General features: G+C 57.9%; 19 protein-coding genes and 1 riboswitch. Of the genes, 17 read left to right on the top strand and 2 right to left on the bottom strand.

All coding sequences use genetic code 11. The annotated features are described in order from the left end of the window. Positions 1-489: 489 nt before the first annotated feature. On the top strand, positions 490-1959 hold the full coding sequence (locus WX88_RS14490) for a glycoside hydrolase family 30 protein (RefSeq protein ID WP_046245091.1): 1470 nt from the start codon (positions 490-492) through the stop codon (positions 1957-1959). A gap of 35 nt (positions 1960-1994) precedes the next feature. Here WX88_RS14490 and WX88_RS27715 read toward each other — a convergent pair whose 3' ends face one another. Continuing rightward, the gene (locus tag WX88_RS27715; protein ID WP_052732702.1) at positions 1995-2630 is read right to left on the bottom strand and encodes a sce7726 family protein; all 636 of its coding nucleotides are present in this window, start codon (positions 2628-2630) and stop codon (positions 1995-1997) included. Positions 2631-2905: 275 nt separating this feature from the next. Between WX88_RS27715 and WX88_RS14480 the strand changes: the two genes are divergently transcribed. Together WX88_RS14480 and WX88_RS14475 are read left to right on the top strand one after the other, a co-directional pair. Next, complete coding sequence (locus WX88_RS14480; RefSeq protein WP_046245090.1) at positions 2906-3376, top strand: hypothetical protein; 471 nt, start codon at positions 2906-2908, stop codon at positions 3374-3376. Between the two features lie 163 nt (positions 3377-3539). Next, positions 3540-3779 carry an STAS domain-containing protein gene (locus tag WX88_RS14475; protein ID WP_197076792.1) on the top strand — a complete coding sequence of 80 codons (240 nt, stop codon included), beginning with the start codon at positions 3540-3542 and terminating at the stop codon, positions 3777-3779. Positions 3780-3962: 183 nt separating this feature from the next. Here the strand turns inward: WX88_RS14475 and WX88_RS14470 are convergent, their stop codons facing one another. Continuing rightward, a complete protein-coding gene (locus tag WX88_RS14470; RefSeq protein ID WP_156176142.1) occupies positions 3963-4388 on the bottom strand; it encodes a hypothetical protein in 426 nt (141 codons plus the stop codon). 328 nt (positions 4389-4716) lie between these two features. Between WX88_RS14470 and WX88_RS14465 the strand changes: the two genes are divergently transcribed. From WX88_RS14465 to cysD, 14 genes are all read left to right on the top strand, one after another. Beyond that, entirely contained in the window at positions 4717-5367 is a 651-nt protein-coding gene (locus WX88_RS14465) for a response regulator transcription factor (RefSeq protein WP_046245087.1), read from the top strand. 25 nt (positions 5368-5392) lie between these two features. Further along, positions 5393-7729 (top strand): sensor histidine kinase, encoded by a 2337-nt coding sequence (locus WX88_RS14460; RefSeq protein WP_046245086.1) that lies wholly within the window; start codon positions 5393-5395, stop codon positions 7727-7729. A gap of 383 nt (positions 7730-8112) precedes the next feature. Then, a complete protein-coding gene (locus WX88_RS14455) occupies positions 8113-9189 on the top strand; it encodes a glycosyltransferase family protein (protein ID WP_046245085.1) in 1077 nt (358 codons plus the stop codon). A gap of 169 nt (positions 9190-9358) precedes the next feature. Continuing rightward, positions 9359-10165, top strand: coding sequence for a cytidylyltransferase domain-containing protein (locus WX88_RS14450; RefSeq protein ID WP_046245084.1), 807 nt, complete (start codon positions 9359-9361; stop codon positions 10163-10165). A 107-nt stretch (positions 10166-10272) separates the two neighbouring features. Beyond that, entirely contained in the window at positions 10273-11130 is an 858-nt protein-coding gene (locus tag WX88_RS14445) for a transketolase (RefSeq protein ID WP_046245083.1), read from the top strand. 134 nt (positions 11131-11264) lie between these two features. After that, complete coding sequence (locus WX88_RS14440) at positions 11265-12218, top strand: transketolase family protein (RefSeq protein WP_046245082.1); 954 nt, start codon at positions 11265-11267, stop codon at positions 12216-12218. Between the two features lie 342 nt (positions 12219-12560). Next, positions 12561-13898, top strand: a complete 1338-nt coding sequence (locus WX88_RS14435) for an aminotransferase class III-fold pyridoxal phosphate-dependent enzyme (RefSeq protein ID WP_046245081.1) — start codon at positions 12561-12563, stop codon at positions 13896-13898. A 124-nt stretch (positions 13899-14022) separates the two neighbouring features. Continuing rightward, on the top strand, positions 14023-14829 hold the full coding sequence (locus WX88_RS14430) for an SDR family oxidoreductase (RefSeq protein WP_046245080.1): 807 nt from the start codon (positions 14023-14025) through the stop codon (positions 14827-14829). Positions 14830-14916: 87 nt separating this feature from the next. Further along, on the top strand, positions 14917-15498 hold the full coding sequence (locus WX88_RS14425) for a KdsC family phosphatase (protein ID WP_046245079.1): 582 nt from the start codon (positions 14917-14919) through the stop codon (positions 15496-15498). Between the two features lie 54 nt (positions 15499-15552). Beyond that, a complete protein-coding gene (locus tag WX88_RS14420) occupies positions 15553-16446 on the top strand; it encodes an N-acetylneuraminate synthase family protein (protein ID WP_046245078.1) in 894 nt (297 codons plus the stop codon). A 90-nt stretch (positions 16447-16536) separates the two neighbouring features. Continuing rightward, positions 16537-17433 carry a sterol desaturase family protein gene (locus WX88_RS14415; protein ID WP_046245077.1) on the top strand — a complete coding sequence of 299 codons (897 nt, stop codon included), beginning with the start codon at positions 16537-16539 and terminating at the stop codon, positions 17431-17433. 33 nt (positions 17434-17466) lie between these two features. After that, positions 17467-17832, top strand: a complete 366-nt coding sequence (locus tag WX88_RS14410; RefSeq protein WP_046245076.1) for a DMT family transporter — start codon at positions 17467-17469, stop codon at positions 17830-17832. Positions 17833-18532: 700 nt separating this feature from the next. After that, a riboswitch (SAM riboswitch) is annotated at positions 18533-18625 on the top strand. Positions 18626-18912: 287 nt separating this feature from the next. After that, a complete protein-coding gene (locus WX88_RS14405; RefSeq protein ID WP_046245075.1) occupies positions 18913-19671 on the top strand; it encodes a phosphoadenylyl-sulfate reductase in 759 nt (252 codons plus the stop codon). Between the two features lie 64 nt (positions 19672-19735). Beyond that, positions 19736-20647: a sulfate adenylyltransferase subunit CysD gene (cysD, locus tag WX88_RS14400; RefSeq protein ID WP_046245074.1), complete on the top strand. Its 912-nt coding sequence runs from the start codon at positions 19736-19738 to the stop codon at positions 20645-20647. Positions 20648-20658 lie beyond the last annotated feature (11 nt).

The following is a 20658-nucleotide window of genomic DNA, read 5'->3' as shown; positions in this document are numbered from 1 at the left end:
GCTCACGAGCCTGCCCCCCGGCATCTACACCCTGCATGCTCACACCAAGGACGGACGACGCTCCCAGCGCCTCACCGTCGAGTAAATACGGCCCTTGGGCCAAATACAAATACCCGTCCTGTTTAGCTAGCGTCCGCGCGGCTGAAGCAGGACGGACTTTTTTGATACGCTTCCTTTTGCTTGGGGACTTGGGTAGCGCCGACAGGCTTCGTGGCGCCTGCCCCGGTGAGAGTGGCCCAATATTCAGGGTCTAATAAATTTCCGGGTGACCTCTGATTTTATTAGACGGCCATGAGGGTATCTCTTCGGCGCACGGGGGTGCAACTCGGGAAGCAGCGCAATGCCTGCTAATGTGGGCGACGCGCCTGCTCCCCTACTCCCCGGCAACCTCCGCAAGGCTACCCACTGGCGGAAATAGCTTGGAGGCCTTGTTATGAGCAGTGCAGCACATGGTGGAATTATGTTCTGCGTAAGCTTAATTTGCCTGACATGTCCAAACAACTTCTTCCCTTGTTGCTGCTGTCGGCCCTTGGCTTCAGCAACGCAGCAGCCCAAAAAGCCAGCAAATCCACCCGCGCGGCCCTCTATTCGGCGGCCGGCAAAAAGGCTAAAGTGTACGCCACGACGGCTAATACGGCCCAGCGCCTGTCGCCCACAGCCGACCTTGTGTTTCAACCCGCCGAGCAGCCACTGGAAACCCAAATATGTGTATTTGTAGACCCTGGCCACACGTTTCAGACCATGCTAGGCATCGGCGGGGCGTTGACTGATGCCGCGGCCGAAACCTTTGCCAAGCTGCCGAAGCCGCAGCAGCAGGAGTTTCTGCGGGCTTATTACAGCCCCAAAGACGGCATTGGCTACACGCTGGCCCGCACGCCCATCCACAGCAGCGACTTTTCGAGTGACAGCTACACGTACGTAGCTGATAAGGACGAAGCGCTGAAGACCTTCAGCGTGAAGCACGACGAGCAGTTTCGCATTCCGTTCATTAAGCAAGCCATAGCGGCGGCTGGCGGCAAGCTCACCCTGTTTGTGAGCCCCTGGAGCCCACCGGGCTGGATGAAGACCACCGGCGACATCCTCCACGGTGGCAAGCTGCTGCCTCAATACCGCCAGGCCTGGGCCAACTACTACGTAAAATTTATCAAGACCTACGAGCTGCTGGGCATCCCGGTATGGGGACTGTCGGTGCAGAACGAGCCAATGGCCATTCAAAAGTGGGAGTCCTGCATTTTCACGGCTGAGGATGAGCGCGACTTCATCAAGGCCTACCTCGGCCCGACGCTGGAAAAAGGTGGCCTGGGCAACAAAAAACTCATTGCCTGGGACCACAACCGCGACCTGGTATATCAGCGCGCCAGCACCGTGCTCGACGACCCACAGGCTGCCAAGTACGTCTGGGGCATCGGCTACCACTGGTACGAAACCTGGACCGGCAGCGCTATGCTCTTCGACAACGTGAAGCGCGTGCACGAAACCTACCCCGACAAAAACCTGCTCTTTACCGAGGGCTGCGTCGAGAAATTCAGTCTGGACCGCGTAACCGACTGGGCGCTGGGCGAGCGGTACGGCATGTCGATGATTGGCGACTTCAACGCTGGCACCGTGGGCTGGACCGACTGGAACGTGCTGCTCGACGAAACCGGGGGCCCCAACCACGTGGGCAACTTCTGCTTCGCCCCCATCATCGCCGACACCAAGGCCGGCAAGCTCATCTACACCAACGCCTATTATTACATCGGCCATTTCGCGAAGTTCATTCGCCCCGGCGCCAAGCGCATTATCAGCTCTGCCAACCGTGACGCGCTACAAACAACCGCCTTCCGCAACCCCGACGGTACCGTAGCCGTGGTGGTGATGAACCAGACCGACAAACCGCTGGACTTCCAGCTCTGGGTTTCGGGCCAGGGTGCTACAGCTACGGCCGCCGCGCACTCTATTATGACGCTGGTTTTCTAGCCAGCTTCCCCATCCCCAAGGTAAAGCCCGCGCTGCTACACAGCGCGGGCTTTTTTGCTCGGAGCCGGCCGTTTCCGCTTGGCTTTCGGCTTCTTGCGAGGTGGCAGGCGCTCGCGCTCCGCCTTACGCTCGGCCCGCATGAGCAGGCGCTCTGGCAGGCGCGCCATGAGCCGGTCGCGCACGTACTGCGCCAGGCTGGCGAGCGGTACTGTGCGTGTAGTGCGCAGGAAATGGCTGATTTCACGGCTCCGCAATGTGCTGGCACCCGCCAAGCCCCGCGCCAGCAGAAACTGCTTCACCTCTTCCAGCAACAGGAGCTTGGCCAGCGGCGCGCGCTCCACGGTGGCATTGTAGCCGGCGGCGCGGTGGGCACGCAGGCCATTGGCTGAGGCCACCAGCACGCCCACCCACTCCGGCAGCAAAGGCAGTAGCTTAGCCAGATGCTTTTCAGTGACAACGAAGGTCACGAAATCATAAACTTCGCCGTAGCAGCGCAGCTGGTTGCCAACGCGCTGCAAGGTATCGCCGTCGCCTTTCACCTCGTAGCCATGCATAAAATCGGGGGTGATGTGCACCACGTCGGCGCGAGTGGTACCGGTGGGCAGCTCATCAACGTGCACGCCGCCCGTGAGCAGTGGATAGAGCAAGGCGCGGATTTCCGGGTCGTTCATGGCAACCCCAAAAATAAGCTCGCTCGGGCTAGTTCGAATAAAATATGAGATGCCCCAACCAGAGCAGGTGACTGGCCGGCATGCTTAGCCTCACCCAAGGCTGTTTAACGCCGCGATTTATGCGGAAAATTCTTTAAGTACGCAGCTCAAGCACAACCCGTATTTGCAGGGAGAAACTGTGAAAAACCCCACCGGAACTTTGTGCTAGTCTCATCGTGAGGCGGCTTGGCAGAGTGATGTGCCCGGCAATACAGCGGCTGTTATCATTTACCCAGATGAACACCAACACTGATTTTGCCGTCCCTTACGGGGCGCTTGGCGACGTTGCCTTTGCGACCTACCTCTACTACCGCGAAGCCCAGAAGGTAGTAGCTACCGCCGCCGATTTTGCCGCCTGGCTGGCCACCCTGCCCATTACCCAGCGGACCCATGCCGAAGCGCGCGGCTTGGCCGCGGCCCGTTCCGTACCGGAGTTCAAGCGCTTTTTATTGGAGGCGCGGGGCCATCTGCTCACCGAACTTTATGGCGGCCCGGCTATCGCCCACGGTGTTTGCCTACTGGCTGGCCCTGCCCGACGAACCCTCTCCGGGGGTGGAAGATGCAAGTACACGACAAGCCTTACTCCACTGCTTGCGACATCCTCGTCTCCTTCTATACCCTCTTGGCAGCGCACGAAGTGGGGTAAAACCGCGCACTTACTGGCGATGCGACGCTACTGGCAGCAGACCGCTGGTCGCTACTTATGAAGTTTCGTTGCCCTTCCACATCCCCAAACCGCTACTTCCGCTTATGGAAATGCTTACCATCCAACTAGGTGGCTACCAGGGCTGCATGGGGCTGAGCCTGCGTGGCAGCTGCTCTACGCCCGCCGATGCCGATTAACTTGTCCAAGCCACCCAACGCATGCTGGTGGCCCGCACCGCCCAGCTATGGATAGACTGCCAGCAGCTCCAGTCGCTTTCGGTGCTGGGCCAGCGGGCGCTGCTACAGGCCGACACCCGCGCGCGGGCAGCGGGCACCGTATGCTACTGGTGCGGCATGTCGGCTTATGTACTGGCGCAGCTGGCCGAAAGTGGCGTGCAGAACGTGCTCACTCTGCTGCCCGCCGAAGATTTTCAAGGTCCGACCTTCCTGCTGCCCTCAACCTAGAGTGGCTTTTCGGGTGGAGTACTGGTCATCAAGCTTCGCTCTCTCTTGGAGAGGAACCGGGGGTGAGCTTAACCCGGCCGCGCTGCATAGATAGTTCTAAGAACCAGTACAGATTGTGCTCACAGTTTAGGCTGGGCTACTGCTTTTCCGCAGGGGGCAGCCCAGGCTGTTTTTGGGGCTTATTCAGCAGTCCAGGGCAATGCGCTGGCAGTCACGGAGCCACGCTTCGGCTTCGGGCAAATGCTGAAATATCTGCAGTTCCAGACTGCCTAACTCCCGGCGGTTGATGCTGGCCGTCACCACGTCGAACAAACAGTCGGCCTGCACCACGTGAGCTATATAACGCAGCCCCATGCGCTCGGCTTGGGGCATCCATACCTGCGCCAGCCACTCAATCGAATCGAACCAGGGGCCGCGCAGAGCCACGTTATCGTTGAGCAGGTACGGGCAATGCAGCTCGGTCAGGGTATGCAAGTAAACGCTGGCTCCGTGCACGGCTTCGTGCATGTCAACGAAGCCGCGCCAGGTGGCCCGCAGCCACCGCTCGCTCTCGTCAAACGTGAGCGTGCATCTACTACCATCAACGTCTGGCAGAGAAGCTATTATCATAATGACGGAGCATGAGGGCGAACGTAATCCCCCGGAGCGGCTTTGTTGAAATACAATTAGGTGTTCATTCGAAGCTTCGGGCTGAATACCTCGTATAGAACGCCTTCAACCGGCCGCAAACGGAGCTGACTGGCAAAAGTACCCGCCGTCTCTAGCAAAAATCCCCAATTTAATACGGATTTGCCGGTGCTTATAATACGGATTTAGCCTTGATAACTACGTATATTTCCTCATATGTCTACTCTCTTTGCCAGGCGAGAAACGTTACTAGAGTTATTTGGCGCTTTTGTTGAAAGGCTTTTAATGCCCCACATTTTCTGTATTTGTTATGATTCGCATCATTCTAGTTGATGACCATCCTATTGTTCGTGACGGTATTCGTTCCTTGCTGGAGCGCGAGCCCGCTCTGCAAGTTGTAGGCACGGCCGGTAACGGCCAGGAACTGCTCGACCAGCTTCCCGATATTCCCGTCGACCTGATTTTGGTAGACATCAATATGCCCGTGATGGACGGTTATGAAACCACGCTCCGCCTGCGGGAGGAGTATCCGGAAGTGCGCGTATTGGCGCTGTCCATGCTGGCCGAGGAGCTATACATTGGTCGTATGCTCGACGCTGGCGCCCGCGGCTACGTGCTCAAGAGCGCCGGCAAGGAGGAAATCGTGTACGCCATCCGGCAGGTGATGGACGGGAAACGCTTTTTATGCTCCGAAGTTGGCCTCAGCATGCTGTATAAGGTTTTGGACTGGAACAACAGCGGGGGCCTGGCCGAGCCCAAACGCACCCAGCTGCTATCCAAGCGGGAAATGGAGGTTCTGCAGCTAATTAGCGAGGGCCTCACCAACGCCGAAATCGCCGAGCGCCTTTTCACCAGCAAGCGCACCGTGGAAACCCACCGCCAGAACCTCCTCGAAAAGACCCAGGCCAAAAATACAGCGGCACTTGTCAAGCTGGCGCTGTCCGATGGGTTGATTAAGTAGTCGCAGCCGCCCATCCCGCGTCGCCATGCCCTTACCTGCCGATTCTTCGCTCTCTGCCCAAGCCCGGCAGCGCCTCCGTGAGCGGGCGGCCGGGCTCAGCATCCCTCCCAAACCGCTCGACGCTTCTACTCTGGCGGCGGTGCCGGAGCTGGTGCGGGAGTTGCAAGTAAACCAGCTGGAGCTGGCAATGCAGTACGAGGCACTGCGGGCCGCGCAAGCCGACGCCGACGCCGAGCGGGCCGCCAGCGAAACAGCCCGGACTCAGTACGACCATCTTTACGACTTCGCGCCCGTGGCGCTTTTTACGCTGGGGGCCGATGGCTGCATTGCGCAGCTTAATGAGCGCGCCAGCCGCTTGCTAGGCAGCACGGGCGCCCGCCTCACCGGCCGGCGCTTTTTGCTCTTCGTGGCCCCAGACAGTCAAAAGGAGTTTGAGGCTTTTTTGGCCAATATCTTCGGCAGCCAACTACGACACACAGTGGAGCTGCACATGCAAACGCACGCTGGCACCCGGTTTGTGGCAAACCTTAGCGGCCAGCTGTGCAACAGTACCGATGGCCCGCCCACTGCTCAGCTGGCTGTGATGGACGCCACGGCCCTGAGCCAGGAAATGGAGCGGCGCCAGCACAGCGAGGAACGCCTGCACCTGGCCCTGGCCGCCTCGGGCACCGGGGTATGGGTGTGGACGATGGCCACTAACACCCTGGAATGGGACGCCCAGGCTCAGGCGTGCTTCGGCCGGCCCCACGACCCCAACCCGACCTCCTTTGAGGTGCTGCAAACGGCCCTGCACCCCGACGATGTACTGCCCATGCAACGGGCCCTGCGGGCCACCGTGACACGAGGGCAGTCGCTCGACATCGAGCACCGCGTGCAGTGGCCCGATGGCTCGGTGCACCATCTGGCTGCGCACGGCAAGGTGCAGTACAACGCGCAGGGTCAGCCCGAATGCCTGATTGGCCTCATCCGGGACGTAACGCCCCGGTACTTGGCTGTGGCCGAGCTGGACTATCGCAACCGCCAGCTACAGGAGCTCCTCGACAATATGCCCATGCTGTTTGCGCGCCTCTCGCCCACGGGCCAGTTCCTGGAGTTAGCCGGCGCGGGGCGGCAGCGCCTGGGCATCACCGACTCCAGCGGCTTGGTTGGGAAATCCGTTTACGATACTTTCCCCAACCTCACCGAGCCCGTTCGCCGCCTGCTCGCGGGCGAGGCCGTCAGCTTCATCGGCTTGATTGAAGTGCTTGGCCAGCCGGTTTATTTCCAGAATTACGGCTTTTTCGACCAGCAGCGGCAGCAGGGTGTCATCTTTGCCATCGATGTGACGGAATCCGAGCAAATGAGATTTCGACTGAGTAAAGAGCAGAGATTCACCAAAAGCCTGCTCGACCACTACGTAGATGGGGTATTGGCCTTCGACCGCACGGGGCGCCTCACGGCCTGGAACCGGGTGATGGAAGCCCTCACCGGCCTGGCCGAAGCCGATGCCCTCGGGCAAGATGTATTTGCCTGCCTGCCGTTCGGCCAAGCCTCAGTGCCGGGCGAAATCATCACCGACCTGTTGCACGGCAGCAGCCGGCCACGTTTCCATCAGCCTTTTACCTGGGCTGTGCCCGCCGTCGAGTTTGAAGTAACGGCCATTTCTCTGCCCAATGAGGACGGCGCTGGTGGTGCCGGCGGCCTGCTCATGCTACGCGACGTGACGAGCCGCAATCGTCTGCATGCCAACGCGGCCCGCATTAAGGCCGAGCAGCAGCGCGAAATATTTCGCATGGTGCTCATGGCCCAGGAAGTGGAGCGCGAACGCATTGCCGAAGCCCTGCACAACGGCGTAGGGCAGCTGCTCTATGCCACCAAGTTGCGTCTGAGCGAAGGCGAAAAAACCCATGGGGCCATGGAGCTATTGGAAGAGGCCATTAAAGCTACCCGCAACGTATCGTTCGAGCTTACGCCCAGAATCCTGGAGGATTTTGGGCTGGCCGCGGCCTTACACAAGCTAGCTCAAAGCATCCCGCCCGAAAAGCTGCGCCTGCAACTGTACCTCAGCGGCTTGCAATGCCCTCTGCCCAAGGTGCTCACGGTGGCCGTGTACCGCATGGTGCAGGAGCTGCTGAACAACGTGGTGAAGCATTCCCGTGCCGAGGAAGCCACCCTGCACGTGGTCTACGAAGACGACCACGTGCACATCAGCATGGAAGACGATGGTAGCGGCTTCGACGTGGCCACCGCCCTGGGCCAGGCCAAGGGTATTGGCCTGGCAGCGCTTTCCAACCGGGTGGCCCTGCTGGGCGGGCTGTTTGATTTAACCTCTCGTCCGGGCCGCGGCACCATCGCCACGCTCACCCTACCGGTGGTGGAATAAGGCAGGGCCTTATGTAGAGTAACCCGAAACCTGGCCGGAGTAGGGTTAGCCAAATGCTCACCTGGGCCGCGACCCAGCTGTTGCTGAGCACCAAGCGGCCGTGCAAACTACTTAATTGATGACCCGAATGCGTGGATAATGTTTATTTAACCTCCCCGCCCATAGCCGGATAAAATCTTGATAATCTTGACTATTTTCCGGTATAAGTAGGCTAGCCGAGTAATTTCGGCGTCGTTGTTTTGCCTGTTGTGCAGTACCTTGGCACCTTGCTACGTTCTCCCTATCAGCCTGTGGCGAGCCGCGCAAACCGCAGTACCCTGGTTAGGTTGTGGGGAAACGAAGCGGTAAGTTTATGCTTTGGTTGCTTTACTGTATCCCCCTACATGTCCCGAAAAAAGGTTCTATTTCTCATCGGTTCGCCCAACCAAACCACGCAGATGCACCAGATTGCACAGCTGCTGGAAGATGAATTTGAGCCCTTCTTCAGCCAGATTTATTACGATGGCCGGCTGCGCCCCTTCTACAAGTTCCTGTGCTGGACGGGTGGGCTGAACCCCACCGTCGTCACGGGCCCCATCAAGGCGAAGGCCGATAAGTACTTGGCCGAACACGGCCTGCACAACGACTTTGAGGCCCGGCAGTTCGGCAACAGCTACGACCTGGTGGTGTGCTGCTCCGACATTATCACGCCCTGGCCGCTGGTGCGGGGCACCAAAACCGTGTTTGTGCAAGAAGGCATGACCGACCCGCTCAACTGGTGGGCGCGCCTCATCCGCAAGCTCAACTGGGCCCCCAGCCTGGCCATCGGCACGGCCCTCAACGGCTTGGCCAACTGTTGCGACGTGTACTGCGTGGCCTCGGAAGGCTACAAGGAGCACTTTGCCCACGTGGGCGTCGACCGCGATAAGCTCATTGTCACGGGCATTCCCAACTTCGACAACGTGGAGCGGGTGCGCCACAACGACTTCCCCCACCGCGACTACGTGCTGGTGGCCACTTCTGACCTACGCGAAACCTACACACCCGAAAACCGCCCGAAGTTTATCCGCGAGTGTGCCCGTATCGCCGCTGGTCGGCCGATGATTTTTAAGCTTCACCCCAATGAAAAGCTGCCGCGGGCCGTCGATGAAATCAAAGAGCACGCCCCGCCCGGCACCCTCATTTATACCGATGGCAACACCGACCACATGATTGCCAACTGCGCCGAACTCATTACTCAATATTCGACCGTAGTTTACGTTGGCTTGATATTGGGCAAACCGGTGCACTCTTATTTCGACGTGGAAGACCTCAAACGCAAGCAGCCCTGGCAGAATGGTGGCACCTCCTCGCGGCGCATCGCGGCCATCTGCCGCGGCTTCAGCCACTTTGAGGGTAGCGGGCCCGAATTCCTGCGCCAGTACCAGTCCGAATCATTTACCGCTTCTTCCGAGGCGGACAATTCCCTAGCCGTTCATTAGAGATATTTAAGAGGAGCGCGTTAAAAGTCAAACCCACCACTTGGTTTTAACCTTTAACGCGCTCCTTTTACATCTGTCTTGCATCGCCTACCAATTTTTCCCTGTTTTAATTCAACTTTCCAGAATATTTCCGTCTGACTACCGACTACGGAATATTGCCTACCGCAATATGGCTGCCCCGAAAATCCTGACCGTTGTGCAAGCTCGCATAGGCTCGTCGCGCCTGCCCGGCAAGGTGCTGCTGCCACTGGTAGGCCAGCCCTTGCTCGTGCGCATGGTGGAGCGGGTGCAGCGCGCTCAGCTGGCCGGCACTGTGGTAGTGGCCACCACCACCGAAGCCGCTGATGATGCCCTAGCCGACTGCTGCGCCACTCATGGCCTGCCCTGCTTTCGCGGCGACGCCCTGGATTTGCTCGACCGCCACTACCAGGCTGCCCGCCATTACGGCGCCGACGTGGTGCTGAAAATTCCCTCGGACTGCCCGCTCATCGACCCCGCCGTGATTGACCAGGTACTGGGCTTTTACCTGGCGAATGCCGAGCACTATGATTTCGTGAGTAACCTGCACCCCGCTACCTTCCCCGATGGCAACGATGTGGAGATAATGCCCATCGCCGTGCTGGAAACCGCCTGGCGCGAAGCCCGGCGACCCCTAGAGCGGGAGCACACCACGCCATTCTTCTGGGAAAACCCCGACCGGTTCCGGCTGGCCAACGTGCCGTGGGAATCAGGCCAGGACTTCTCGATGAGCCACCGCTGGACCATCGACTACCCCGAAGACTACGCCTTCATCAGCGCCGTTTACGAGGCGCTGTACCCCACTAACCCAGCCTTTGGGCTGGACGACATCCTGAATTTGCTAACTGCACGTCCCGACATCGCCCAGATCAATGCCCAATGGGCTGGCGTAAACTGGTACCGCAACCACCTCGACGAGTTGAAAACCGTTGACGCCTCCCAGACCAGGGGGATTTAGTTACTACTTGATGTAAAGGTTAATACCACCAAGTAATAGCAAAGTTCTTTGGCCACGGGCAACCAAGTACGAGCAAACCGCATCTAAACAACGAGCAACTGATACTTATGAACCTCGAGAAACAACAGCATCTTCAGCAACTGGCCTTACGGGTGCGTGAGCACATTGTGCACCTCAGCACCGACGGTGGCTGCTTCACTGGCGCCTCCCTCTCCTGCGCCGACCTGCTGGTGTACCTCTACGCCGACTGCCTGAACGTGCGGCCCGACAACCTACAAGACCCTAACCGGGACTACCTCTTTCTATCGAAAGGTCACGACGTACCGGCCCTCTACGGCACCTTCGTGGAGCTTGGCTTTCTCGATAAGGACCGCCTGGCCCAGCACCTGAGCACCGACGACCATATTTACTGGCATCCCAACCGGAACGTGCCGGGCGTTGAATTCCATTCGGGTTCGCTCGGCCACCTGCCCAGCGTGGCCTTAGGCGTAGCTATGGACTGCCGGATGCGCGGCCAGGACAACAAGGTCATCGTCATCACCGGCGACGGCGAGCTGAACGAAGGTACGGTGTGGGAATCCCTGCTCGTAGCCAGTGCCCACCAAGTAAATAACCTCACGCTGGTGGTCGACCGCAACCACTTCCAGGCCAACGTGGCCACCGAAGACCTGATTCCGCTGGAGCCACTGGCGCCCAAGTTCGAAGCATTCGGCTGCGCCGTGCGCCGCATCGACGGACACGATTTCAGCCAGTTGGAAGACGCTTTCTCGGCTCTCCCCTTCTCGGACACAAAGCCCTCGGTTATCATCTGCGATACGGTGCGCGGGCGCGGCCTGCCCAGCATCGAGGCCCGGGCCGACCGATGGTTCTGCAATTTCTCGGCCGAGGAAGTGGAAGACTTACTGCGCGAGCTGCACAGCCAGGAAGCAACAAACCTGACCAGCGAAACCCTCACGGTAAGATAGGAATCATCATTAAAGAACATCATGTCGAGCGCAGTCGAGACATCTCGCGTGCCACCACTAATTTCTGATTACTGCCCCGAGCGAGATGTCTCGGCTGCACTCGACATGACTGTTTTACGATTTAGGACCACATCATGACTTACGAAGAACTTATCAAGGAAACCGCTCTCGCCGATGACCGGCTGGTGGTGATGACGGCCGAAAACCGCGCCCTCATCCGCAACCTACCCGCCGTACTCGGTCCGCGCTTCATCGACACCGGCATCACCGAGCAAACGCTGATAGGAGCGGCGGCCGGGCTGGCCCTGCGCGGACGCGTGCCAGTAGTGCATGCGCTGGCGACCTTCCTCACCCTGCGGGCTTTCGAATTCATCCGCACCGACGTGGGCATCGGTAAGCTGCCGGTGAAGCTGAGCGGCTTCGTGCCCGGCTTCCTCTCCGACGGCAACGGCCCTACCCATCAAGCTATTGAGGATGTTAGCCTAATGCGCGGCATCCCCGGCATGACCGTTTTTGCGCCCGCCGATGAGGCCGATATGCTCGCCATGCTGCCCGCCATCTGGGCCTCCCCCGTGCCGGCTTACGTCCGCGTCAATACCCGCCCCGCCACCTACGAGCACGCCCCGTTCGAAATTGGCAAGGCCGAAATTGTAGCCGAAGGCACCGACGTAACCATTCTCACCTACGGCATGCTGTTCGAGCAAACGCTGGTGGCCCGCGAACTGTTGCAAGCTCAGGGCAAATCGGTGGGCCTCATCAACCTGCGCAGCCTCAAGCCCGTGGACGAAACCGCCCTGCTCGACGTCGTCCGCCGCGGCTCGCTCATCGTCACGGTAGAGGACCATTTCATTACTGGCGGGCTATACTCTATCCTGGCTGAAGTGCTGCTGCGCAACCAACTTATGGCCCGCGTGCTGCCCCTGGCACTGGAAGAGCGCTGGTACCGTCCCGGCCGCCTGAGCGCCGTACTGGAGCACGAAGGCTTTACTGGTCAGCATATTGCCCGGCGCATTGCCGAAGCACTGGGCGAGACAACGGAAAATATTTCCGCTGGTCCGGCCGTTATGGAAAATCATTTCGCAGAGTAGTGCGTCTGTTGCGCCTAATTGGCTAAACGCAGCAAGTACGTCAGTGTCTTTAGTAGCTAATGCTTTGCCCGGAGTGCCCTTTCTCCTCTGACTTTGAAAGAAAATCCGATGGAAACTTTAGAGACAAAAAAAGTTTCCATCGTACTCGGATAATTCTTGTTGCAATATCTTTGCGGCATTCGTTGCAAAAAGCCAGGGCCTACTTTTAACGCACAAGCAACTCACTATTTCACCGCTCAGCTCTTAGTATTACTCGTTTTTCTCAGGCCCCATTGATATAAGATAACCCGCGAAAGACCTTAACAGCAGTTTGTGTTCTTCCCCGCTCTAAAAGCCATCCTAATGCCCAATACCGTTTCCTTCAACGAGAATTACCCCGACATCACGCAGTCGGACGCCCTATATGCCCGCGCCAGCCGCATTATGACGCCCGTGACCCAGACCCTGGCCAAAGGCCCCGGTCAGTATACCAAAGGGGTGTCGCCGAAGTATGTGAAGCGCGGCCAAGGCAGCCACATTTGGGATGTCGATGGCAACGAATTCATTGATTTCCAGATGGGTATTGGCCCAATTTCGCTCGGCTACGCCTACCCACGGGTCGATGATGCCATCCGGGCGCAGTTGCAGGACGGCATCACGTTCTCGATGATGCACGAGCTGGAAGTGCAGCTTTCGGAGCTAATTCACGAAATCATTCCCAACGCTGAAAGCATCCGCATCAGCAAGACGGGGGCTGACGTGTGTTCGGCAGCCGTGCGGGTGTCACGCGCTTTCACTGGCCGCACCAAAGTGCTGTGCTGTGGCTACCACGGCTGGCACGACTGGTACATCGGCACCACTAGCCGCGACAAAGGGATTCCGCAAGAAATAAAGGACCTGACCGGAGCTTTCGATTACAACAACCTCGATTCGCTGAAAGCGTTGCTGGACGAAGACGTGGCCTGCGTCATCCTAGAGCCGTTCATTTTCGACGCACCCAAGGATAATTTCCTGCATGAAGTGGCTCGCCTATGCAAGGAAAACGGCACGCTGCTTATTTTCGATGAGATGTGGACCGGCTTCCGCGTGGCCGTGGGCGGGGCGCAGGAGTATTTTGGCATCACGCCCGATCTGGCAGTGTACTCCAAGGCATTCGCCAACGGCATGCCCATTGCCTTGCTCACCGGTCGCCGCGATGTGATGGAACTGTTCGAGCAGGACGTTTTCTTCTTCACCACCTTCGGCGGCGAGGCCTTGAGCATGGCCGCGGCCATGGCCACTATCGCCGAAATGCGCGAAAAGAACGTGCCTGCCCGCTTGGCCGAGCAAGGCAAAAAGCTCAAGGATGGCTACAATGAAATTGCCGCCGACTTGGGCCTGAGCCAGTACACCAAATGCTATGGCTACGACTGCCGCACCATCGTAATCTTCGACGCCTCGGCCGGCAACCCGTTGGAGATAAAAGCCTTCGTCCAACAGGAGCTATTCAAGCGCGGCATTTTGTGGGGTGGTTTCCACAACATGTGCTTCTCGCACACCGACGAGGATGTGGCCCACACGCTGGCCGCCTACCGCGAAGTATTGCCCCTACTGAAGGAGGCCATCGAGGCGAAGGATGTAACCGCCCGCCTGCTGGGCGAGCCGGTAGAGGCGGTATTCCGCAAAGTGACCAATGCGGCACCTGCAAAAGCCAAGCTGTAAGTGGCGCGCAGCCTTCGCTGCGCGTACCGCCAGGTCAAACCCTACTCTCTGAACTCTTAACAAGCACAACATCCCCATTCGCCGCGTTGCGGCGATACGCGCAGCGAAGGCTGCGCGCCACAACATGAACTTATTCTCTCTTACTAACAAAACAGCCATTGTGACTGGCGCTTGCGGGCTTATTGGCCGGCAGCACTGCACGGCACTTGCACTGGCTGGGGCCAATGTGGTAGTTGCCGACCTCAACGCCGAAGCCTGCGCGGGCGTCGCCGCCGAACTGCCCGGCGGCCTACACTTGCCACTGGCTGTTGACGTGACCAGCCCTGAGTCCCTGGCCGCCGCGCGCGACCATATTCTGGCCCAGTTCGGCCACATTGATGTGCTGGTGAACAACGCGGCCATCAACGACATGTTTGAAAACCCAGCGCTGGCGGCTGACCTAAGCAAGTTTGAAAATTTCCCGCTCGACACCTGGCAGAAGTCCCTGGAAGTGAACGTGACGGGTATTTTTCTGGCAGCCCAGGTTTTTGGTACGCCAATGGCACAGCAAGGGCACGGCAGCATTATCAACGTGGCCAGCACCTACGGCATCGTGGGCCCCGACCAGAGCATTTACCGCAATGCGCAGGGCGAGCAGACGTTCTATAAATCACCTTCCTACCCAGCCACCAAGGGCGCGGTTATCAGCTTCACCCGCTACCTGGCCGCTTATTGGGGCAAAGATGGCGTGCGGGTAAACACACTGTCGCCGGGCGGTGTGGAAAACAGTCAGGACGAGTTTTTCATCAAGCAGTACAGCGCCAAAACACCGCTTGGCCGCATGGCCGCCGCGACCGACTACCAGGGGGCGGTGGTATTTCTGGCCTCCGATGCCTCGGCTTATATGACGGGCGCTAATCTGGTGGTAGACGGTGGCTGGACAGCCATTTGATTTGGACCACCTAACCAGAGAAATACTTTCGTAATCATTTCATAATCTTCACCCTATGAGGCGCGCTAGGGAAATGTACAATCTTTGATGTCCACTAATTCAGCCGCTTACATGGAGCTTACTGAACTATATGCTAAAGCTCAGCGCGTGAAGCTGGTGCTCACCGATTCGGACGGCGTCCTGACTGATAATGGGGTTTATTATTCGGCGCAGGGCGAGGAGATGAAACGGTTTTCGATTCGTGATGGCATGGGCGTGGAACGCCTGCGCAACGCGGGCATCGCCACGGGCATCGTGACGGGGGAAATGTCACCTTCGGTGGCCAAGCGGGCCGAGAAGCTGCGCATCACGGAGCTGCACCTAGGCGTGAAAGACAAAGCGGCCCGGCTACACGACATCCTACAACGCCTGCAATTGCAGGCCGACGAAGTTGCCTTTATCGGTGACGACACCAACGACGTGGAAATTATGGGACTGGTAGGGCTGGCGGCCTGCCCGGCCGATGCCACCGAGTTTGCCCGCCAATTAGCCCACTACCACTGCACCACTCCCGGCGGCCACGGCTGTTTCCGCGAGCTGGCCGAGCTTATCATTGCCAGCCAAGGCGCTGCTGCCAACAACCGGCAACCAGTATTTCCCGAGCAGCAATTGCTGCACACCTCGCATTAGCCAGATTGGCTAAAACCCTTTTCCACCCTTTTTCGCACGCTAACTTCACTTTTTATGAACGCGGTTGAAATCCAGAAAAGCCGGCACATTGGGGCCGGTCATCCCACTTACATCATTGCCGAAATCGGCATCAACCACAACGGGTCGCTGGACCTGGCCAAGCAGCTCATTGCTGAGGCTGCCCGCGCCGGCTGCGACGCGGTGAAGTTTCAGAAGCGTACGCCCGAGCTCTGCGTGCCCAAAGACCAGTGGGAAAAGCAGCGCGACACCCCCTGGGGCCGCATGAGTTACATCGATTACAAGCGTAAAACCGAGTTCGGCCAAGAAGAATACACGGCGATTGATGACTACTGCCGGGCGCTGGGCATCGACTGGTTTGCCTCGTGCTGGGACGAGCCCTCGGTGGATTTTATGGAGCAGTTTCAGCCTGTGCTCTACAAAATGGCCTCCGCCTCCCTCACCGACCGGCCGCTGCTGGACCGCGTGCGCGCCACCGGCCGCCCGCTGATGCTCAGCACCGGCATGTCGACGCTAAATGAAATTCATCAGGCGGTAGAATGGGTGGGCCTTGATAACCTGCTCATCGCCCACTCCACTTCGGCCTATCCCTGCCCACCGCAGGAGTTGAACCTGCGCATGGTGCCGGCCCTGCAAGCGCTGTTCCCCACCACCCCCATCGGTTACTCCGGCCACGAAACCGGCCTAGCCACTACAGTAGCCGCCGTCGCCCTGGGTGCTAGCTTCGTCGAGCGCCATTTTACCCTAGACCGCGCCATGTGGGGTTCTGACCACGCAGCCTCAGTAGAGCCGGGTGGCATGGCCAAATTGGTGCGTGACATCCGCGACGTGGAGGAGGCGCTGGGCGACGGCCAAAAGCGCGTGTACGACAGCGAGTTGGAGCCTCGGCGCCGGCTCCGGCGCGAGATTACACCAGTGGAGGCTCAGTAAGCCGCCAAAGAATGTAGCGCCCGCCGCAAACAAAACGCGGCTGGGCGCGTCTGAATCGGGAAGGTTTTTCGCGATTAGTATGCCGAGGATATGAAACACGTTGAAATCGTTACCACGGCCATCCTGCTGACATGGGTGGCCGTGGTTATTTTGTTGGAACGGCGGTTCCCCTATCGGAAAGGGCTGCCCTTTTTCCGCGAAGGCTTCTGGACGGACTTGGTGCTCTACACCTTGGTGCAAAGCTATGCGCTGAAAATCATCATTTTCGATTATATCATCCTGCCACTCGACCGCCATTTCGAGTTTTCAAAGCTCCACTTTGTGACGGGCTGGCCGGTGTGGGTACAGGTGCTGTTTTTTGTCATCACCCACGATTTTTATATCTACTGGTTTCATCGGTTTCAGCACCACAGCCCCCTGTTCTGGCGCACCCACGAGGCGCACCATTCGGGCAAGCAGGTGGACTGGCTGGCTGGCTCCCGCTCCCATGCCCTCGAGATTCTCATCAACCAGACCATTGAGTTTGCGCCCATCATCCTGCTCGGCGCCGACCCTGTGGTTGTACCCATTAAGGCGTTGATTGACGCCGTTTGGGGCATTTACATTCACGCCAATATTGACGTGAAATCCGGCCGGCTGCAATACTTTATTAATGGCCCCGAGATGCACCTCTGGCACCACGCCGACCACCAGGAAGTGTTTCACGCGAATTTCTCGACTAAGTTTGCCTTTTGGGACTGGATTTTTGGTACCGCATACTTGCCTGGTCATAAACCGTTGAAATGGGGCTTGTACTACGATTTTCCGAAAGACTACTTCCTGCAACACGTTTTTTCCGTGAAGCGGTTTGATGAACAGCAGTTGTTACGCTACCCGCTTTTCCGCCGTTACTACAACCTGCGCCCAGCCCTTTGGCGACGGCTGCGCACAGCCATTACCCGTAAAAAGCCAGCTGAAACGCCGGTAGCCTCGCAACTGCCCGCATAACCCGGCTCAGTTCGCTCACTTACTTTTTCGCCAATGTCTTGGATTTATTTGGTTGTGGCCTCGCTATTTGAGGTGGCCTGGACCTACAGCCTCAAAAGCCTCAGTATACAGAAAATTCGCACCATCGATTGGTCGCAGTTCCAGTCCCACCCCGCCGGGCTGATGCCTTTGGTGCCGCTGATAGGCTACATAGCATTCGGGGTTGGAAACGTTGTGTTTCTATCCATGGCCATGCGCCAGATTCCCACGGCCACAGCCTACGCCACTTGGATGGCCCTGGCCGTAGTCGGCCTGCGCATCATCGATAGTGTCGTCTTGAAGCAGCCTTTTTCGCTGATGCACCTATTTTACACTTCCTTAATTATCGCGGGAGTATTAGGCCTGCGGCGGCTTGAGTAGCAAAGCTTCGTTTTAAATACTTGCTCGTGAATAGAGGCGGCCCTTTCGCTCGAAGGTTCTGGCTTTGATGAATACGAATGGTTTTTATACAGCTGTAATAAGCTTCTTGATAGGAAATGAGCATGCATGCTCATTTCCTATCAAGATTGCGTTTCGGAGGGCGCGCTGTTGGTTGCATCCAATCATTCAGCCAATTCAAGTTAAGGCCTGACCACGTAGCTAGCGGTCGTCCTCAGTGGGCTAGTGGAGACAGACTAAAAGCCGCGCGGCGGTGACACAGGCGCTAGGTGTTTCTGTCACCGCTATGCGGCTTTCGTATTTTTCCATGCGCGATGTTCACTACCAACCTGTCGCCTTATGAGGTACAACCGCTGCACGCCTAAGCCGCAATTCGGGTTAGCTAGCCGGTTGCTACTTCCCTCCTATTATGTCACCACCAGCTTGCTGATAATTAAATTTAACGATTGACTTATTCTAGGATTAAGTCAAACTATTACGCTGAAAAAGACATCTTATACAAGATAATTAGTATTCAGAGGCAACCTTCCCGGTAGGGCACTCCGAGTTGTCCGAGGTTCACTTATCCGACGCCGTAATTGATGGAGTTGCCGTGCACCAAGAGGCCAGATTTTATTGTTTTGGGATTTCCCAAATTCCTCAATTACCTTTGATGTATCAATTCCTCTCGTTTGAAGGATTGTTTTTATACAGAGGCGTGGAGAGACAGGCTCTATGATACGCCGGCAACCATCCGCAACCGCGGGCAAGGTGCCAAGTCCTGACCATATAAAAACAAGTCGCCGTGTGCTGCTCAACCAACCCCCGATTGCTATCCTCCCACGCTCTTGCTCTGCAATTGCGGTGCTATTGCATGCCCGGCTCCCACGTCTGTATGACGGGGGCCTTCGCTGGTTGTTGAAGCTCCCCTTCTTGCTGTGGTTGCCGCAAAGGCAATACCTAATGCCGGCTGCTGCGCAAGCATCTGCATCCAAGCGTGTGGTCTGGCCGCACGTGCGGTAGCTGCGAGCCGGTTTTTCAGCCACTTGGTGTTTGCCTGCAAACACCCCATCTCTTTCACCTATGGAATTACCCCTGGCAGGGCTGGTTGAGGACCTGCGCCGCTACCTGGTAGGCCAATCAGTGCCGGATACGCTGGCCATGATTGCGGACCATTTCCCCGGCAAAGCCTCCTTTTCAACCTCATTTGGCCTCGAAGACCAAATCATCACCCACTTCATTCTTGAGAATGAGCTGCCCATTCGCGTGTTTACGCTCGACACAGGCCGTAATTTTCAGGAAACCTACTCGACTTGGAATAAAACGCTACTCCGCTATAACAAGCCCATTGAAGTGTTTGCGCCGCAACGTGACAGTGTAGAAAAACTGTTGCAGGAAAAGGGCCCAAACAGTTTCTACGAGAGCATTGAGAATCGGAAGGAATGCTGCCACATCCGAAAAGTGGAGCCCTTGCAACGGGCACTGGCAGGGCAAAAAGTGTGGGTGACGGGCATCCGGGCCGAGCAATCGGCCAACCGCCAGCACATGCACCCGGCCGAGTGGGACGCCGGCCACCAGCTCATCAAGGTTCACCCGCTGTTTGAATGGACCTGGGACCAGGCCTGGGCCTTTGCGCAGGAGCACGGCATTCCGGTCAATCCGCTGCATCGGCAGGGTTTTGTGAGCATTGGCTGCGCGCCGTGTACTCGGGCCATCAAGCCGGGCGAAGACTTCCGGGCCGGGCGGTGGTGGTGGGAAGACCAAGCTGCAAAGGAATGCGGCCTGCACGCTACCACCCCACATCAGGGCTTCGACCCCGTGGTAGAGCAAGTACCTGCCTAAATTTTTATCTTAACCTATCTTAACTCGTGGCGGCGCATGTCAGGCCACCGTTTTTTACGCACCAATGGCTACTGTTGAATTAGATTATCTGGACCGGCTGGAAGCCGAAGCTATTCACATTCTACGCGAAGTTGCCGGGCAGTTTGAGCGCCCCGCCTTGCTGTTCTCGGGCGGTAAAGACTCGATTGCTCTCACCCGCCTAGCCGAAAAGGCCTTCCGACCAGGCAAGTTTCCTTTCCCGCTGGTTCATATCGACACAGGCCACAATTTTCAGGAAATTATTGATTTTCGCGATTCCCTGGCTGCTTCCCTCGGCGAAAAGCTCATAGTGCGCAAGGTGGAAGACACCATCCGGGAGCGCGGCCTGCGCGAGCCGGGCGGCAAGTACCCCAGCCGCAATCCGCTCCAGACCTACACGCTGCTCGATGTGATTGAGGAGTTTGAGTTTGATGCCTGCATCGGCGGAGCACGGCGCGACGAGGAGAAGGCCCGCGCTAAGGAACGGATTTTCTCGGTGCGCGACGAGTTTGGGCAGTGGGACCCACGCCGCCAGCGCCCCGAGCTGTGGAACATCTACAACGGCCGCATTCAGAAGGGCGAAAACGTGCGCGTGTTCCCCATCTCGAACTGGACCGAGCTGGATGTGTGGAATTATATTCAGCGTGAAAACATCCCCTTGCCCGACATCTATTTCTCGCACGAGCGCCGCTGCGTGGTGCTGCCAAGCGGTCAGCTCCTGGGCCTGAGCGAACACCTCCGCCTCGATGACACGGATGAAATCGTGAGTCGCCGCGTGCGTTTCCGCACCGTAGGCGACTCGACCTGCACGGCCGCCGTGGAGAGCGACGCCTCCTCGATTGACGATATCATTGCCGATTTGCTACTGGCGAAAGTGAGCGAGCGCGGCGCGACCAGGCTCGATGATAACCTCTCGGAAACCGGAATGGAGGACCGCAAGCGCAACGGGTATTTCTAAGAGATTTTATA

The sequence above is a fragment of the Hymenobacter terrenus genome (assembly GCF_000972495.1).
GTDB classification, from domain to species: domain Bacteria; phylum Bacteroidota; class Bacteroidia; order Cytophagales; family Hymenobacteraceae; genus Hymenobacter; species Hymenobacter terrenus.
Note: the sequence above shows the minus strand (reverse complement) of the source record. Positions and strands in the feature narration are given on the sequence as shown.